Origin of the sequence: Micromonospora sp. RTGN7, from assembly GCF_033804645.1 — a bacterium.
Lineage (GTDB): Bacteria > Actinomycetota > Actinomycetes > Mycobacteriales > Micromonosporaceae > Micromonospora.
On sequence record NZ_JAPZLF010000001.1, the window covers coordinates 37,103 to 54,062 of the forward strand.

Consider the following 16,960-nt stretch of genomic DNA (forward strand, 5'->3'; position numbering starts at 1 on the left):
CCATGTCCCCCCGTGACTGCCAGCCGGGCGCGCCGCCCGGGGTCGAACGAGCGATCACCTCCCCGCTCCGGCGACGCGCGCACCCACACCGGTGGTGCGCCGCAGCAGCAGGCTGACGTTCTGGCCGCCGAACCCGAACGAGTTCGTCAGCGCGTGTTCCACGGTCGCGGCCCTCGGCGCGGAGCGGATGTGGTCGGCGGGGCAGGCCGGGTCCGGGTCGTCGAGGTTCCAGGTCGGCGGCAGCAGCCCCCGGCCGAGCGCCAGCGCCGTGGCCGCCGCCTCCAGCACCCCGGACGCACCGAGCAGGTGCCCGGTGAGCGCCTTGGTGGAGCTGACCGGCACCCCGCCGGCACCGAAGACCGCGGTCAGCGCGGTGGTCTCGGCGATGTCGCCCAGCTTCGTGGCGGTGCCGTGGGCGTTGACGTAGCCGACGTCGTCGGCCGTCACGCCCCCGCCGGCCAGGGCCCGGCGCATGCACTGCGCCGCCCCCGTCCCGTCCGGCCGCGGCGCGGTCGGGTGGTACGCGTCGGTGTTCGCCCCGTAGCCGGCCACCTCGGCGTACCCGGTGACGCCCCGGGCGGCGGCGTGCTCGGCGCGTTCCAGCACCAGCAGCGCCGCCCCCTCGGCGAGGACGAATCCGTTTCGTCGGATGTCGAACGGCCGGCTCGCCTCGGTCGGGTCGGCCCAGCCCCGGGCCAGGGCCCGGGCGTTGCCGAAGGTGTCGGCGAAGGTAGGGAAGAGCGGGGCCTCACTGGCCCCGCAGACCACCACGTCGGCCTCGCCGGCCCTGATCAGCCGGACCGCGTCGGCGACGGACTGCGCGCCGGAGGCGCAGGCGGTGCCGACCGACGAGCTGTAGCCCCGGATGCCGTGGGCGATGGCGATCCGCGCCGCCGGCATGTTCGGCAGGATGCCGGTGAGCAGGTACGGGCTGACCGCCGCCCGGCCCCGGGCGGCGCGGGCCAGCACCTGACTCTCCAGGGTGGACATTCCGCCGACCCCGCCGACGATCACCCCGATCCGCTCGGGGTCGACGTCGCGGCCCACCTCGATGCCGGCGTCGGCGAGCGCGTCGGCGGCGGCGAGCAGGGCGAGCACCACGATCCGGTCGAGCACCCGGGTCTCCGGGCCGGAGGCGACGGTGCGCGGGTCGATCTTCGGCAGCAGCCCGGCCACCTCCAGCGATTCCCGGGCGGGGTGGTCGTCGGCCGGGCGGGTCAGCCCGGACCGGCCGGTGAGCAGGGCGTCGAAGGTCTCGGCGACGCCCCGGCCAACCGGGGTGAACAGGCCCATCCCGGTGATGACGGCGGTCATGACGGCGACTCGGTCAGGTAGCGCTCCCGCAGCGCCACCTTGCGCACCTTGCCGGTGACGGTGACCGGGATGTCCTCCGAGCGCACCGGCACCACCCGGCGCAGGGTCGCCCCGACGTCCGCGCCGAGCGCCGCGCGCACCGCCTCGGTGCGGTCGGTGGCCGGATCGGCGCCGGCGGCCAGTTCCAGCAGCACGTCGGTGCCGACGGTGCCGCCCTCGGAGACGATCACCACGGTGCAGTCGGTGACGTCGGGGCAGGCGGCGAGGATCCGCTCCTCGGACAGGGCGGTGTAGAACCGCCTGCCGTCGCCCACCTCGACGGAGTCCACGGCCCGGTCCATGTGGTAGTACCGGCCCTCGTCGTCGGCGTACACCAGGTCGCCGGTGAGGTACCAGCCACGTAGCCGGAACCGGTACGTGGTTACCGAGTCGTTCCAGTAGCCGCGGAACAGCGTCGGTGAGTCGACACCGAGGAAGCCGACCTCACCGGTGGGCAGTTCGTTGCCCTCGGCGTCGAGCACCGCGACCCTGGCGAACCGGTACGGGCGGCCCACGCAGCGGCCGTACCGCAACGTCTCGGCGGTGTGGGTGATGTGGAACATCGAGTGGCCCATCTCGCTGGAGCCCAGCCCGTCGATGAAGACGGACCCGGGCACCCGGACCAACCCCTGCCGGGTGACGGTGTCCCGCGAGCCGACCGCGACGAGGCGGCGCACGTGCGGCTCGTGGGAGCAGTCGCCGGTGTTGAACCACAGCCGCACCGAGTCCAGGTCGTAACCGGACAGGTCGAAGCGGGCCAGTTCCGCCCAGGTCACGGAGAACCCGAACACCCCGTCCGGCCGCCACCGCTGGATCGCGTCGAGCACCCGCTCCCCGCCCTGCTCGGAGAGGAGGAACATCTCCGCCCGGTTGCCCAGCGCCTGGTTGACCATCAGCACGGTCGCGGTGTGCGGGGCGGGCAGCGCGTTGAGGATCCGGCGGGTGCCCTGCGCCTGCGGCATGGACAGCAGGTGCCGGGTGGCGGCGAAGAGGCTCGCGTGCGAGTGCAGCACCGCCTTCGGCACCCCGGTGGTGCCGGAGGTGTGGGTGATGACGATCGGGTCGTCGGGGTGGTGCCGGTAGTGGGCCGGGGCGGCGGCCGGGTCGCCCGCGCCCGCCTCGGCGGGGGTGCCGATCAGCGGCGCGCCGAGGTCGTGCCCGGCCAGCAGTTCGGTGTGCGCGGCGTCGGCGAGCACGCCCGCGCCGCGCAGCCGGCGGATGTACTCGGCGGCGATCTCGGGGCGCAACCGGCCGTTCATCAGCGCCGGGATCGCGCCGAGGCGGGTCAACGCCAGGAAGCTGAGCACCATGTCGGCGGCGGCGGTGGCCCAGACGGCGACCGGGTCGCGTGGCTTCACGCCGCGCGTGTGCAGCCAGGCCGCCCGGGCGGCGACCCGCTCGTCGAGCTGTCCCAGCGTGAGCGGGTGCTCGGCCGGGTGCCCGTCGACGGGCGTGTCGAAGGTCAACCCCGGGCCGTCCGGGTCGGCGCCGTGCGCCAGCATCCGGGCCAGCACGTTGCCGGCGCCCAGTTCGGTGTCGGCGGCCAGCACGCCGCGCAGTCCCCTGGTCCTCATCGTGTGTCTCCTCCCCCCAGCAGCACCGCGAGGGCCCGGGTGCCGGGCGCGTCGCCCGGTGTCCCAGCCGTGACGCCCGCACCGGCGTCCTCGGGTACCTGCTCGATCATGATCAACAAGGTTTCGTCGGCGTCGCCGTCGTAGCGCAGCAGGCCCGCCTGGGCCATGCCCTCGGCCAGCGGATCTCCGATCGGGGCGACGCAGACCACCGGCCCGCCCAGCCCCCAGCGCGCGGCGACGTGCCCGGCGACGCTGTTGGGCACCGACTGGAAGAAGAACAGCGGCCCGGGTCGCCCGCCCCGCGCGACCGTGGCGTGCACGTGGTCGGCGCCGGACCGGTCCCCGGCGGCGCTGACCAGCACCACCGCGGTCCGGACGCCGACCGGCTGCGGGGCCGGCCGCTCGCCGTGCCGTCGGGTCAGGCACCGCTCGGCGACGGCCGCCACGACCGGGCTGAACGTCGAGTGCACGAAGCCCGGCAGGGTCGGCGGGGCGTCGTCGCCCGGCTCGGGCCAGCGCGCCTCGGCAAGCACCCGCAGGCCGTCGGCGGACGTTCCCGCGCCGGCCCGGTCGGGCTCCCCGGTCACGCCGCACCCACCAGCAGGGCCGTGTTCGCGCCGCCGAAGGCGGAGTTGAGGCTCAGCGCGTATCCGGTGGCGGCCCGGCGGGGCGCATCGAGGATGACGTCCAGCGGGCACGCCTCGTCCGGGCCGAGCCAGCCGGCGTTGACCGGCAGCTTCCCGTGCCGCACCGCGAGCACGGTCACCACCAGCTCCAGCAGCCCGGACGCCTCCAACGCGTGCCCGTGCAGCGCCTTGGTGGAGCTGACCGGCACCCGGCCGGCGTGCTCGCCCCAGGCCAGCCGCAGGGCCGCCGCCTCGGCGGCGTCGCTGAACCCGGTGCCGGTGGCGTTGGCGTTGACGTACCCGATCTCCTCGGGGGCGATCCCGGCCCGGCGCAGGGCCGCGCCGACCGCCCGGGCCAGCCCTCGCCCCTGCGGGTCGGGCTGGCAGGGGTGGTGGCCGTCGCCGGCCCGGCCCCAGCCGAGCACCGAGGCCAGCCTCGGCGCGTCCCGTCGCCGGGCCGCCTCGGCGGACTCCAGCACCACTGCGGCCACCCCGTCGCCGAGTAGCAGGCCTCGCCGTCCGGCGCTGAACGGGCGTACCGCCCCGTCGGTCGCGAGGGCCCGGCCCGCGTCGAAGAGCGCGTACTGGTCGGGTTCGACCAGGTAACCGGCGGCGACCACGATCCGGTCGACGTCGCCGCGACCGATCAGCGCGGCGGCGTCGGCCACCGCCGTGGACGCCGACACGCAGGCGCTGGTGTAGACCCGAAAGGCTCCGGCCAATCCGCAGCGGCGGGCCAGTTCCCGGGCCAGCGCCGGCACGCCCGCGCCGCCGTGCGCGGCGAGCAGTAGCGGCGCGCCGGCCCGGTCGCCCGGGTCGAGGCGGGCCGCCGCGCAGGCGACGTCCACCGCATCGGCCAGTTCGTCGGCCAGGGCGCCGGTCTCCGGCAGGGTGGCCGCCACGGCGACCCTGCGGGCCGCGGTGTCGAAGCGGCCGACCGGCCGGAACGCCGGGGTGCCGGCGAGCACCCCGGCGAGCTGCGCCTCGGCTCCCCTGCCGAGGGCGCTGATCGCGTGGACGCCGGTGATCTGTGCGCCGGGCCGCTCAGCCATCTGCGGGAGCGGTCAGGCAGGTGTGGAACACCGTCAGGGCATCATCGACGGTCCGGATGCCCGCGAGCTGGTCGTCGGTGAGGTCGAGCCGGGTGTCGTAACGCTGCTCGACCAGGTGGACCAGCCAGGCGAGCTCCATCGACCCCACCCGGTCGGACACCTTCTCGACCGGTTTCCCGGTCATCTCCGCGAGCATGGTCAGCAGGTCAGCTCGCCCCAGGTCGGGCTGACCGGACATCAGGAGTTGCCGTCGGCCGTCGCGGCGACGCGGTCGGCGATCATCGTGGTGAACTCGCCGACCGTCATCAGGGCCAGCTTCTCGGACTCGTCGTCGTCGAACTTCAGGCCGTAGCGGTCCTCGACCCGGACGGCCAGGTCGGCCAGGGCCAGCGACTCCAGGTCGACGCCGGCGGGGCCGAGCGTGCTGTCGTCGTCGATGTCGTCGATGTCGTAGTTCATGTCGGTGAGCTGCTCGATGACGAAGGCACGAATTTCGTCGCGCATGGTTAACCTCTTTCCGTGAGCCAGTCAGCGGTGCCCGGTCGGGACACCGTGTACGTGTGGGTCGGCCGGAGCACCGGCGGTCGGCCGGAGACGGCCCGGCGGCTGCTGCGGCGCGCGGGTGGCACGCTGCTCGGCCGAGCGGAGGCGGAGATCATTGTGGGCCGCGACGCGACCGGACGGCCGTTCGTCCGCGCCGGTGACGCGGCCGGGCTGCCGGTCAGCGTGAGTCACGCCGGCGGCACCGTCGTGGTCGCGGCCCGCCGCGCCGGCCCGGTCGGGGTCGACGTGGAGGCGCGCCGGGAGCTTCCCGCCGTGGCGTTGGCCCGCCGCTGGTACGCCCCGGAGGAGGCCGTCTGGCTGGCCGATCGGCCCGCAGACCGGCGTGCCGAGGCGTTCCTGCTGCTCTGGACCGCCAAGGAGGCGGTCGGCAAGGTTCTCGGTCGCGGCCTGCGCGACGGTGGCCTGGGCCGGCGGATGCCGGTGCCCGACGGGCCGGGTGGGCTGCTGCGCCCGGTGCCCGGGCCGGACGGCCTGCGGGTCGGGCACCCCCGGCTCGGCGACGACCCGCTCTCGCCCGGCACCCGGCTGCCGCTCGGCGCTCTGGTGCTGGCCGGCGATTCGCTGCCGCTCGGCGCTCTGGTGCTGGCCGTGGCGGTCGACGGGACGGTCGACGGGGTCGAGCTCGTCGCCGACTGATTGATCAGTCAGGATCGCGGGCAGGCCGACAGGGCACTGGAGCGGGCCGGTCACGGCGTGGCCGCCCGCAGCGCGTCGGTCGAGCGGACCAGCTTGCCGGTGGTGGTCCGGGGCAGCCGGTCGAGCAGGTGCAGGGTGCGGGGCCGCTTGTAGCCGGCCAGCCGCTCGGCGAGCAGCTCCTCCAGCAGTTCCTCCGACACGGGCTGGTCCGGCTGCACGTACGCGATGATTCCGCCGTCGTAGACCACCACGGCGGCGGCGACCCCGGGCAGCCCGGCGAGGGTCGCCTCGACCTCGGTGAGGTCGACCTTCATCCCGCCGACCGACACCTGGGAGTCGAGCCGGCCACGCACGGTGACCAGGCCGGTGTCCGGGTCGACGGTGCCGGCGTCGCGGGTGCGCAGCCAGCCGTCGGACCAGCGGTCCGGGTCGGAGAACCCGACGTAGGGCGACTCCGGGCAGCTCACCCAGAGCTCCCCGGTGGCGGACTCGCGCACCTCGATGCCGGGGGCGGGGTCGATCGACGGGCGGTGCCGTCCGTGCAGATCTGTGCCGATGACGCCGACCTCGGTCATCCCGTACATGTTGCCCAGCGGCACGCCGAAGCGGTCGGTGAACGCCGCGACGACGGCCGCCGGGACCAGTTCCCCGCCGGTGGTCATCCGGGTGAACTGCGGCAGCGGGCCGGCCCACCGGGTAGAGGCGACCAGTCCGATGTGGAAGGGCACGCCGAGCACGGTGGCGGGACTGTCGTCGGCGGCGATGGCGGCGAGCACCGCGTCGCCGCTGAGGCGATCCGGCGGCACCAGCGTCACCCCCGCGTGCAGGCCGTAGAGCAGGCCACCAACGAGGCCCAGCACGTGCACCATGGACGGCAGCAGGATGATCCGTTCGCCGGGCAGCGCGACCCCGTCGATGCGGGTGTAGCGCCGCACCTCGGCGACGAGCGAGGCGGCGCTGCGACCGATCACCTTGGCCGGGCCGGTGGAGCCGGAGCTGAGCTGGATCACCGCATGCGGGCTGCCCGCCGGTTGGTCGGAGTAGGCGCTGACGCCCTCGGTCACGTCCACGAAGATCTTCAGCGCGCCGGCGCCGCGACGCACCGGGAAGACCACGACCTGCGGGGTGAGCCGAACGAGTGCGAGTTCCACCTCGTGGTCGGTGAGCCGGTGGTCAAGGAGGATGGCCTGCGCCCCGCTGCGCCAGGCGGCCAGCAGGTTCACCACATACGCCAGCGACGGCGGCAGACGCAGCGCGACGGCGCCACCGGGACGCAGCCCGGCCCCGGCGAGCCGGGCCTGCGCCTCGCCGACCAGCCGGCGCAGGGTGCCCCGGTCGACGGGGTCGGGCAGCCGGAGGCACACGTCGGCCGCCGGACCGGCCAGCAGGATCTCGTCCACCCAACCAGGACTGTCCGCTGCGGATCTCGCTGCCGAGGGGTCAAAGCTCACTGTGGTTTACCGTCCAGCATCGGAGAGGGCGAATTCGCCCAATGTGGTGCGTCTTTCGGGGCGTTGACGGCACACTACGGCAAGTTCCGGAACCATTACCAGATGCAAATGGCTAGATCAAAAAGGTCGGCCGGCCCGATTGCCGGTCAGCCGATCCGGGGTGCAGTATCGGAGGCCACGAGGCCATGGGAAACGTCGCCGCAGCCAGGCATAAGCATGCCCACCTGCACAAACGTTCTCCGATGCGGCAGCCTGCCCGATGCGGCGCACGGGCGTCGGCCCTCCGGGAAGCGGCTCCGGCGGGACGGCGGCCGGCCGGTCCGCCGACCGCGGCGGCTGGTCGGTCGGCGACGGCCGGTCGGTCATCCATGACTGTCGACGATTAGCCGGTCGACAATGCCTGATCGGTGGACGATGTGCGATTCGTCTGTATAAATCGGGCGAGCCCTCATCGACCGACGACGTGCGGGTGAGACGTCCCGGCCCGGGTCGGGTCCGTGACGACACGGACCCGGCATGATGGTCGGCGGGCCCGCCGACGGCCCGACACCGCCGATCGACCGACGGGAAACGGGTGGACGATGGACGGAGCGCGCCGCATCCCGATCGAGGCCGCGCTGGTCCGCCTCTGGAAGGGCGGCACCCCGGCCGGCGCCGGCTTCCTCGCCGGGCCGAGCCACCTGCTCACCGCGGCCCACGTGGTGGCTACCGCGCTGGGTTGCCCGGCCGACGGCGACCCGCCCGCCGGCGTGGTCGAGGTGGACTTCCCGCTGCTGGACCCGGGTCGGCGGCTGACCGCCGAGGTGGTCGCCTGGCAGCCGGTCGCCCCCGAACACACCGGCGACGTCGCCGGGCTGCGCCTACTCTCCCCGCCCCCGCCCGGGGCGCGGGCGCTCACCTTCGCCCGGCACCGCAGCCTCTCCGACGCCCAACTGGTCATGGTGGGCTTCCCCGCCGCCCTGACGATGGGCAGCTGGGTGTACGGCCGCACCGGCGGCGCGGTCGCCACCGGCTGGGTGGAGATCCTCAGCGACGGCCGCCGGCCGTCCACCCTGGAGAAGGGCTTCTCCGGGTCACCCGTGTGGGACACCGAGCTCGACGCCGTGATCGGCATGGTGGTGCAGAAGGCCCTCGGCGCCCCGCCCCGGATCGGCTATCTGCTCCCCACCGACCGGCTGCTGCCGGTCTGGCCGGAGCTGGCCCGGGTCGCCGAGGGCGAATCCCCGTTCCGGGGGTTGCGGGCCTTCGGCGAGCAGGACGAGGCGTGCTTCTTCGGCCGCGCCGAGCAGGCGGAGCAGCTCGCCCGGCAGGCGCTGTCCGTGCCGGTGCTCTGCCTGGTCGGGCCGTCGGGGGTCGGCAAGACCTCGCTCTTGCACGCCGGGGTGCTCGCCCGGCTGCGCCGCACGCCGCACCTCGCCGTCGCCGTCCTGCGCCCGTCGGACGGGGCCACCGCGCTGCACGCCCTCGCGCTGGCGCTCGACCGGCTGGCCACCCCCGACCGGGCCCCGGCGGACCAGTCCACCCCGGCCGACCAGGTGGACCGGGTGGCCGCTCTGGCCGGTCGGCTGGCCGACGGGGGCGGCGCCGACGTGCTGGCGGTCGTGCTCGCCGCCACCGGCGCCGACCGGTTGGTCCTCGTGGTGGACCAGTTCGAGGAGGTGCTCGCCCAGCCGGAGGCGACCCGCCGAGCCCTGGCCGACGTGCTGGCTGTGACGCTGCGCCCGGGGGCGCGGGTGTCGGTCCTGCTCGCCCTGCGGGACACCTTCCTCGGGGCGTGCCTGCGCGAGCCGGCGATGGCGGAGCTGACCAGCCGCTGGCTGCTGGCCACCGTCGCCGAGCTCACCCCGTCCCAGCTGCGCGAGGTGGTCACCGGGCCGCTGGCCCGGACCGGCACGGTGACGCCGGAGGCCGGGCTGATCGACCGGATCGTCGACGACGTGCGGGACGCGCCGAACCCGCTGCCCCTGATGCAGTTCACCCTGACCGAGCTGTGGCAACGCCGACACGCCGGCCTGCTCACCCACCGGGCGTACGACGAGTTGGGTGGGGTGCGGGGCGCGCTGGCCGGTTACGCCGAGCGGGTGTGGGGCACCCTGGACCCGGTGGCCCGGGAGGCGGCGCAGCGACTGCTCGCGCAGCTCACCCGGCCGCTGCCCGAGCTGTCGGTGCGCCGTACCGCCGCCCTGGCCGACCTGGACGACGCGCAACTGGCGGTCGCCCAGCGGCTGGCCACCACCCGGCTGCTGGTGCTACGGACCGTCGGCGCGACGCCCGGGGTGGAGCTGGCCCACGAGTCGCTGGTGACCCGATGGGACCGGCTGCGCACGCTTACCGACCAGTACCGCGAGTTCCGCACCTGGCAGGAGATGCTGCGGTTACGGACGGCCGGCGGCGCGGGGCGGCGGTGGCTCACCGGGGCGGACCTGCACGACGCCCGGCGCTGGGCCGGCACGCACGGCGACCAGTTCACCCCGGCCGAACACGCCTTCATCGCCGACAGCCTGCGCCGGCGCAACCGGCGGGTCCTCGCGGCTTGCCTCGTCCTGCTGGTCATCGTGGGGGCGGTGGGGGGCGCGTGGCGGACCACCGCCGAACAGCGCGCCAAGATCGCCGCCGCCGACCTCGTCAGGAACGCCGGCAATCAGGCGAGGGGGGACAGCTATGGGGCGAACCAGCTCGCGCTGCGCGCCTGGCGCACCGACCCCGACGTGTCGTTCACATCCGCCCCGGACTGGTACGAGGGGGTGGACGCGCTGCTGCCGCACTACGCGGGCGCGCGGAGCAGCGGGGCGGAACCCGCCCCCAGCGGCACGTCCGGCGAGCCGCCCCCGGGCGAGTGGTTCCGCAGCGACCTGTCGCAGCAGCTCAGCGCCGACGGCACCCGCCTGGTCACGCAGGACGCGGCGCTCCGCCCCGCACTGTGGCACCTGACCGACCCGGTCAGCCGGGACACCACCCTGACCTGGCTGGCCCGATCGAGCGTCGGCACCGGCCGGCCAGTCGTCAGCCGCTCCGGCGATCGGGTGGCGTTCGTCCAGTCGGTCGCGCCGGTCCTGCGGATGGGGGCACCGGTGGACGACAGCGGGCTGCCGAAGCCCGACCCCGACGACTACCCCACCTGCCGGCCCGCCTCGCTGCTCGCGACGTTGAGCTGCCTCGTGGTCTACGACACCGGGGCGCGGCGGGTGAGCCACGCGGTGCCGCTGGACGGAATGACGGCCGGCCTGCGGGTCCGGGCCATGAGCATCGACCCCACCGGGGAGGTGCTCGCCCTCGTGACGCCGGCCAGCAGAAAGCTCGGCGACCCCGGCGCGGACCTGAACACCGTCGTCCTGTACGACCTGCGCACCGGGGCGGAACGCAGCCGGGTCACCCTGGCCTGGCGCAGCACGGTCGCCAAGCTCTGGCTTGGCCCCGGCGGGCGCAGCGCGCTGCTGGTCGAGTTGCCCTCGGGCGAGGGCGGCACGCTCGGCCGGCGGATCGCCCTGTCCGCCGCGGACCTGACCGGGGCGACCGCCCGGCGGGTCCTGGTCGACGGGATCAGCGACGTGGCGATGAGCGCGGACTGGAGCACGGTCGCCGTCGCCACGCGGGACCGGACCGGCGACAACGCCCGGGTGAGCATTCTGGACACCGCCGCACTGCGCCCGAAGGCCCCGGTGATCGACCTGCGGCCGGAGGAACGAAGCGGAGCCATCGCCCTGGACGCGACCGGGTCGACCCTGATGCTGTCCTGGCGGCGCGACCTGCTCAGCGCCACCGTCAGCAACATCGGAGAGCTGTCCACCAACTCCACCCCCGAGGTGAGCGTGTGGTCGCTGCCCGACGGGGTGCGCTCCGGTGAGCGTCGCACCCACTCCGCCGAGTGGGGGACGGTGGTGCCGCTGGGCCGGGGCCCGGACGGACCGGTGGCGGTGTTGGACAACAGCACGATCGGCGTCGCCCTCCCGGCGGCCGGGAAGCCGCCGCCGCTGCACCGGCTGGCGGAGACCTCCGACACCCACCGCCATTCCGTCGACGACGTGATGGACCGGCTCTGTGGGCTGTTGGCCGACCCGAACACCGACAACGCCGTACGCGCCCTCGTGCCGGACGACGCCTACCAGGGCGAGCTGTGCCCGGGCTGAGGCGTGGCCGGCCCCGCCTGCGCCCTGCGGCTCCGATCACGCCAGCGCGGGGGTCTGCGCGTAGACCAGGAAGCGCAGCGACAACTCCTCCTCGCTGAAACACTCGCGCAACGGCTGGACCAGGTCCCGGTGCTGGGCGCTGCGCTCCCACGCCTCGAACGCGGCCAGGTTCACCCACTCACTGGTGATCAGCCACTGCTCCGGGTTGGTCGCCGAGCGGCACACCTGGTCCACCAGGTGCCCCGGCGTTCCCTCGGCGACCAAATGCCGGATCGACTGGTACGCGCGGAGGAAGTCCCCCGTGCGCTCGTCCGGCACCCGAACCAGGAACACCACCCGGGCCCGCTGTTCGATCATCCGTCCGCTCCTCTCGTCGCGCCGGGCTCGGCCGCCCGACGGGGCTGCGGCGCCGGGCGGGCCGCCGCGCCGCGCAGCACCAACGCACTGTTGAAACCGTCGAAGCCGCGAGCGCAGACCAACGCCACCCGAGAGGCGGGCCGGCGTGGCTCACGCAGGAAGTCCAGCTCGCAACCGTCGGCGGGACGGTCCGGGCCGGCGGAGGCGGGCAGCGTGTCGTGCGCGAAGGCCAGCAGCGCCGTCGCCACGTCCAGCGCCGACCCGCCCTGGTGGGCCCGGCCGGTCAGCGGTTTCTGGGTGGTCACCGGGACGGGCCGGACCCCGAACACCGCGCGCAGCGCGTCAGCCTCGGCCCGGTCCTGACGCGGGGCGCCCAGCGCATCGGGCAGCACCACGTCGACGTCGTCCGGGGTGACCCCGGCCCGGTCCAGGGCCAGCCGCATCGCCCGGGCGTACTGGGCGGGGTCGGCCGCCGAGTCGGGGCTGGTGTGGACGGCGTCGTGGGTGGCCCCCCAACCGGTGACCTCCCCGTAGACCCGGGCGCCCCGGGCCAGGGCGTGCCCCAACTCCTCCACCACGAACACCGCCCCGCCCTCCGCCGGGACGTACCCGGCGGCGTCGGCGTCGAAGGGCCGGTACGCCCGCTGCGGGTCGGCCTCCGCGCTGAGCAGCCCGGAGGCGAGCTGACAGGCCAGCGCGTACGGGCTCAGCGGGCACTCGGTGGCCCCGGCGATCACCACCGGGGTGCCCCGGCGCACGGTGCGCACCGCGTGCGCGAGGCTGTCCAGCCCGCCGGCGGCCTCGCTGACCAGCACCCCGCACGGGCCCTTGAACTGGTGGTGGATGGAGAGTTGCCCGACGCTGGCCGCATAGAACCAGGCAATCGACTGGTACGCCCCGACGGTGCGCGACGGGCCGCCCCAGAGCCGTTGCAGCTCCCGCTGGCCGAACAGGTTCCCGCCGGAGGAACTGGCGAGGGTGACCGCGTACCCGTACGGGTCGGGGGCGGTCTCGGGCAGCCCGGCGTCGGCCAGCGCCAGCCGGGTCGCCGCGAACCCCAGGTGGGTCCACCGGTCGGTCTGCACCAGCCGACGGTTGTCCGCCCAGGTCGGCGCCGCGAAGCCGGGCACCTCGCCGGCGAGGCGGGTCGGGTAGGAGGCCGGGTCGAACAGGGTGATCGGGCCGGTGCGCCGGGTCCGGGTGGACACCGTGGACCAGTGTGCGTCGAGGCCGATCCCGCTCGGGGCGACCACCCCGATGCCGGTGATCACCGCCCGGGTGCTCACGCCGCGACCGCCGGGGAGAGCCGGCGGAACACCATCGCCGACTGGAAGCCGCCGAAGCCGCTGCCCACCGAGAGCGCCACGTCCACCGGCACCTCCCGCGCCTCGTTCGGCACGTAGTCCAGGTCGCACTCGGGGTCGCGGGTCGCCCAGTTGGCCGTCGGCGGCACCACCCCGAACTCGGCGGCCAGGGCGCAGGCCGCCATCTCGATGGAGCCGATCGCGCCGAGCGAGTGCCCCACCATGGACTTGATGGAGCTGATCGGCACCCGGCGGGCGGCGTCGCCGAGGGCACGTTTGAACGCTGCTGTCTCGTGCCGGTCGTTCTGCCGGGTGCCGGAGCCGTGCGCGCTGATGTAGGAGACCTGCTCGGGGATCAGCCGAGCCTGCTTCAGGGTGGCCGAGATGGCCAACCCCATCTCCAGCCCGTCCGGGCGCAGCCCGGTCATGTGGTAGCCGTTGCTGCGGCTGGCGTACCCGGCGACCTCGCAGTAGATGTGCGCGCCCCGGCGGCGGGCGTGGCCGTACTCCTCCAACACCAGCACCGCCGCTCCCTCGGCGAGGACGAACCCGTGCCGGTCGGCGTCGAACGGCCGCGAGGCGTGCGCCGGATCGTCGTTGTCCGGACTGGTCGCCTTGATCGCGTCGAAGGAGGCGACGGTGACCGGGGAGATCGGGGTGTCGGCCGCCCCGGCCAGCACGATGTCGGCCTCGCCGTCGGCGATGAGCTGGTGGGCGTACCCGATGGCGTCGATGCCGGAGGTGCAGCCGGTGGAGATCACCTGCGCGGGGCCGTGCAGCCCGTGCCGGCAGGCCACGTCGGCGGCCAGACTGCTGGGGATGAGCGCCTGGTACAGGTACGGTCCGCCGCGCGCGTGGTCGACCAGCCAGCGGCTGCCGGAGTCGCTGACGGTGACGTACTCCTGCTCCAGGGCCATGGTGCCGCCGACGGCGGTGCCGAGCACCACCCCGGCGCGGTCCCGCTCGGCGTCGGTCAGCTCCAGCCCGCTGTCGGCGACCGCCTCGATCGAGCACGCGAGGGCGAACTGGACGTACCGGTCGGCGCGGCGCCGCTCGGCCTCGGTGAGCCCGGCGGCGACCGGGTCGAAGTCGCACTCGGCGGCGATCCGGGAGCGAAACGGCGACGGGTCGAAGAAGGTGATCCGCCGGGTCGCCGTCCGCCCTTCGGTGATCGTCTTCCAGAACCGGTCCCGGGTCACGCCGCCCGGGGCGACCACCCCGATGCCGGTCACCACCGTGCGGCGCGCGGTCACGACGTGCCCCGCTGTTCGGCCAGTTCGGTGTCGACGTGCCCGAGCTCCGGGCGGGGCGCGAGCGGGCCCAGGTGGAACACCACCTCGACCGGCTCGACGCCGGTGTTGCGCAGCCGGTGCCGGACGTTGACGGGCACGAAGAGGGCCGCCCCGGCGGCCAGCGGCACGGGGTGGTCGTCCAGGTCGACGGTGAGCGCCCCGCGCGTGACGTACAAGAACTCCTCGCTGTAGGGGTGGTAGTGCTCGGCGATCCGCTCGCCCGGGGCCAGGACCGCCACCCCCATGAACCCGGAGGTGCTGCCGACGGTCTTCGGGCCGAGCAGCACGCGCAGCTCACCGCCGCGGCGCCGGTCGGCCGGCACGTCCCGGCCGGCGACAGTCCCCCGATGGGCCGGCCCGCCGGCCGCCGTCCGCTGGTCGGTCGTCTCACTCATCGTCGCCTCCTGTGGTGGCGGGCCGGGTGCGGGCCGCCAACTCGATCCGTTCCTTGATCACCGCGAGCTGGACGCGGCTGTTGGCGTTGATCCGCGCGGTCATCCCCGCGTTGTCCAGCGGCGCCTGCGGGCGCATCGCGAAGTCCTGCGTCCAGGTCATCCGGGTGCCGTCGGGCTCGGTGTGATAGCGCCAGTGGATGTTCATGTACTCGAACGGGCCGGTCTCGACCCGGTGCGCCCGCACCTGCCGGTTCTCCCAGTCGGTGGTGCGTTCGCTCACCCAACTCCACACCGCCCCGTTCTCGTCGGGGTGCATGGTCAGCCGGAACCGCACGGTGCGGCCGTCGCGTTCGAGGATCTCCACCGCCGCGTACTCGGTGAACAGGTCCGACCAGTTCGCCACGTCGTTGGTCAGCTCCCAGACCAGCCGCAGGGGCGCGGCGATGACGATGCCGTTCTCGGTGTGCCCCGGCGGGTCGGTCTCCTGGCCGACCAGGTCGGCGACGGCGCCGATGCTCAGCTGCCCGGCCTCCTCGGGAATGCGCACCCGGTAGCGGTCGGCGAGCACGGCGGAGAGCTCCAGCAGGGCGAGCGAATCCATGCCGAGCTCCTCCAGAGACGCGTCGGGCGCCCGGGCCGCGGCCTCGGCGTCCAGGCCGCAGTGCGCCACCAGGATGTCGGTGATCTCGGCGGTCAACGGTCGGCCGTGGGTGACGGTCATCATTTCCTCCTCTGGTCGGGGCGGGACGGCGCAGGGCCGTCGGCGACGGCGACGGTGGTGGTGGTGGCGGTGCTGGTGGTGGCGGTGGCGGCGGCGGTGGCTGTCGTCGCGGTGGGGGTGGCGGGTACGGCTGTCGTCGCGGTGGGCGGGTCGGTCCCGCCGAGCAGCCGGTCGACCAGGCCGGTGGAGTAGCGGCCCTTGCGGAAGGCAGGGTCGTCGAGCACCCGCCGGACGAAGGGGATGGTGGTCCGCACGCCCGGGCCTGCGATGTCGAACTCGTCGAGCGCCCGTTCCAGGCGATTCAGCGCCAACTCCCGTTCCGGGGCCCAGACGACGACCTTGGCCAACAGGGAGTCGTAGTGGGGGCCCACCACGTAGCCGGGGTGGCCGTGGGTGTCCACCCGGGTGAAGGGCCCCCCGGGCGGGTGGAACCGGTCGAGCCGGCCGGGGGTGGGCGCGAAGCCGCGGTCCGGGTCCTCCACGTTTACCCGACACTCCACCGCGACCCCGTGCAGGCGGACGTCGGACTGCCGCAGCCGCAGCGGCACCCCCGCGGCGATGTGCAGCTGCTCGTGCACCAGGTCGACGCCGGTGATCATCTCGGTCACCGGGTGTTCCACCTGGATCCGACAGTTGATCTCCAAGAAGTGGAATTGCTCGGCGTCGTCCACCAGGAACTCCACCGTGCCCGCACCGGTGAAGCCGACCGCCAGCACCCCTCGCAGCGCGGCCTGCGCGATGGCCCGCGCGGTCGCCGCCGACAACGACGGGGCGGGCGCCTCCTCCACCAGCTTCTGATGTCGCCGCTGCACCGAGCAGTCCCGGGTGCCCAGGTGCACGCCGTTGCCGTCGCCGTCGCAGAGCACCTGCACCTCGACGTGCCGCGCGTCGGTCAGGTACCGCTCGACGTACACCCGGTCGTCGCCGAAGGCGGCCTGGGCGGCGGCCCGGGTCCGCGCGTACGCCCGGGGCAGGTCGGCCGGCGCGCGTACCACGCTCATACCCCGCCCGCCGCCGCCGGCGGCGGCCTTCACGATCACCGGATAGCCGACCTCGGCGGCGACCTCGGCGGCCTGCTGCACCGTCGGCAGGGTCTCCACGCTGCCCGGGGGCAGCGGCAGCCCGGCCCGACGCATCCACGCCCGGGCGGTGGCCTTGTCCGACAGCGCGGACATCACCTGCGGGGACGGGCCGACGAACGTCAACCCGTTCTCGGCGCAGATCTCGGCGAAGTCGGCGTCCTCGGAGAGGAACCCGTAGCCGGGGTGCACAGCCTGCGCGCCGGTGAGCCGGGCCGCCTCGATGATCGCCGCCGCGTTGAGGTAGCTGCGCCGGGCCTCCGCCGGCCCGATCCGGACCGCCTCGTCGGCCAGCCGCACCACCGCGGAGTCCGCGTCGGCGCTGGAGTAGACGGCGACCGTCCGCACCCCCAGCTCCCGGCAGGCGCGCAGGACCCGCAGCGCGATCTCGCCCCGGTTCGCGATCAGTACCTTCTCGAACATGCCCAC

General features: G+C 74.6%; 15 protein-coding genes. 2 read left to right on the forward strand and 13 right to left on the reverse strand.

Annotation, left to right across the window (positions count from 1 at the left end):
* Nucleotides 1-54: 54 nt before the first annotated feature.
* Genes SNR22_RS00190 through SNR22_RS00215 form a run of 6 tightly spaced genes read right to left on the reverse strand, consistent with a single transcriptional unit; the run spans nt 55 to nt 5,109 of the window.
* Nucleotides 55-1,314, reverse strand: a complete 1,260-nt coding sequence (locus SNR22_RS00190; RefSeq protein WP_320064118.1) for a beta-ketoacyl-[acyl-carrier-protein] synthase family protein — start codon at nt 1,312-1,314, stop codon at nt 55-57.
* Nucleotides 1,311-2,927 (reverse strand): class I adenylate-forming enzyme family protein, encoded by a 1,617-nt coding sequence (locus SNR22_RS00195; protein ID WP_320064120.1) that lies wholly within the window; start codon nt 2,925-2,927, stop codon nt 1,311-1,313. The genes SNR22_RS00190 and SNR22_RS00195 overlap by 4 nt, the downstream gene beginning before the upstream one ends.
* A complete protein-coding gene (locus tag SNR22_RS00200) occupies nt 2,924-3,514 on the reverse strand; it encodes a hypothetical protein (RefSeq protein WP_413775560.1) in 591 nt (196 codons plus the stop codon). Before SNR22_RS00200 ends, SNR22_RS00195 begins: the two co-directional genes overlap by 4 nt.
* On the reverse strand, nt 3,511-4,605 hold the full coding sequence (locus SNR22_RS00205) for a beta-ketoacyl-[acyl-carrier-protein] synthase family protein (protein WP_320064122.1): 1,095 nt from the start codon (nt 4,603-4,605) through the stop codon (nt 3,511-3,513). The genes SNR22_RS00200 and SNR22_RS00205 overlap by 4 nt, the downstream gene beginning before the upstream one ends.
* Nucleotides 4,598-4,843 carry an acyl carrier protein gene (locus tag SNR22_RS00210; protein WP_320064124.1) on the reverse strand — a complete coding sequence of 82 codons (246 nt, stop codon included), beginning with the start codon at nt 4,841-4,843 and terminating at the stop codon, nt 4,598-4,600. The genes SNR22_RS00205 and SNR22_RS00210 overlap by 8 nt, the downstream gene beginning before the upstream one ends.
* Nucleotides 4,843-5,109 carry an acyl carrier protein gene (locus SNR22_RS00215; RefSeq protein WP_320064126.1) on the reverse strand — a complete coding sequence of 89 codons (267 nt, stop codon included), beginning with the start codon at nt 5,107-5,109 and terminating at the stop codon, nt 4,843-4,845. The genes SNR22_RS00210 and SNR22_RS00215 overlap by 1 nt, the downstream gene beginning before the upstream one ends.
* A 15-nt stretch (nt 5,110-5,124) precedes the next feature.
* On the opposite strand from SNR22_RS00215, the gene SNR22_RS00220 reads away from it, so the two are divergent.
* Complete coding sequence (locus tag SNR22_RS00220) at nt 5,125-5,805, forward strand: 4'-phosphopantetheinyl transferase family protein (RefSeq protein ID WP_320064127.1); 681 nt, start codon at nt 5,125-5,127, stop codon at nt 5,803-5,805.
* Between the two features lie 50 nt (nt 5,806-5,855).
* Here the strand turns inward: SNR22_RS00220 and SNR22_RS00225 are convergent, their stop codons facing one another.
* Nucleotides 5,856-7,205: a class I adenylate-forming enzyme family protein gene (locus tag SNR22_RS00225; protein WP_413775561.1), complete on the reverse strand. Its 1,350-nt coding sequence runs from the start codon at nt 7,203-7,205 to the stop codon at nt 5,856-5,858.
* Between the two features lie 632 nt (nt 7,206-7,837).
* On the opposite strand from SNR22_RS00225, the gene SNR22_RS00230 reads away from it, so the two are divergent.
* Nucleotides 7,838-11,383 carry a trypsin-like peptidase domain-containing protein gene (locus SNR22_RS00230; protein ID WP_320064129.1) on the forward strand — a complete coding sequence of 1,182 codons (3,546 nt, stop codon included), beginning with the start codon at nt 7,838-7,840 and terminating at the stop codon, nt 11,381-11,383.
* A gap of 36 nt (nt 11,384-11,419) precedes the next feature.
* Here the strand turns inward: SNR22_RS00230 and SNR22_RS00235 are convergent, their stop codons facing one another.
* From SNR22_RS00235 to SNR22_RS00260, 6 genes are read right to left on the reverse strand one after another with little or no spacing between them, the layout of a single operon-like run.
* Nucleotides 11,420-11,740, reverse strand: coding sequence for an antibiotic biosynthesis monooxygenase family protein (locus SNR22_RS00235; protein WP_320064130.1), 321 nt, complete (start codon nt 11,738-11,740; stop codon nt 11,420-11,422).
* Complete coding sequence (locus SNR22_RS00240) at nt 11,737-13,026, reverse strand: beta-ketoacyl synthase N-terminal-like domain-containing protein (protein WP_320064131.1); 1,290 nt, start codon at nt 13,024-13,026, stop codon at nt 11,737-11,739. The genes SNR22_RS00235 and SNR22_RS00240 overlap by 4 nt, the downstream gene beginning before the upstream one ends.
* Nucleotides 13,023-14,297: a beta-ketoacyl-[acyl-carrier-protein] synthase family protein gene (locus SNR22_RS00245; protein WP_320064132.1), complete on the reverse strand. Its 1,275-nt coding sequence runs from the start codon at nt 14,295-14,297 to the stop codon at nt 13,023-13,025. The genes SNR22_RS00240 and SNR22_RS00245 overlap by 4 nt, the downstream gene beginning before the upstream one ends.
* Nucleotides 14,294-14,731 carry a cupin domain-containing protein gene (locus tag SNR22_RS00250; protein ID WP_320064133.1) on the reverse strand — a complete coding sequence of 146 codons (438 nt, stop codon included), beginning with the start codon at nt 14,729-14,731 and terminating at the stop codon, nt 14,294-14,296. Before SNR22_RS00250 ends, SNR22_RS00245 begins: the two co-directional genes overlap by 4 nt.
* A complete protein-coding gene (locus SNR22_RS00255; protein WP_320064134.1) occupies nt 14,724-15,452 on the reverse strand; it encodes an SRPBCC family protein in 729 nt (242 codons plus the stop codon). Before SNR22_RS00255 ends, SNR22_RS00250 begins: the two co-directional genes overlap by 8 nt.
* Complete coding sequence (locus SNR22_RS00260) at nt 15,452-16,954, reverse strand: acetyl-CoA carboxylase biotin carboxylase subunit (RefSeq protein WP_320064135.1); 1,503 nt, start codon at nt 16,952-16,954, stop codon at nt 15,452-15,454. Before SNR22_RS00260 ends, SNR22_RS00255 begins: the two co-directional genes overlap by 1 nt.
* Nucleotides 16,955-16,960: the final 6 nt, after the last annotated feature.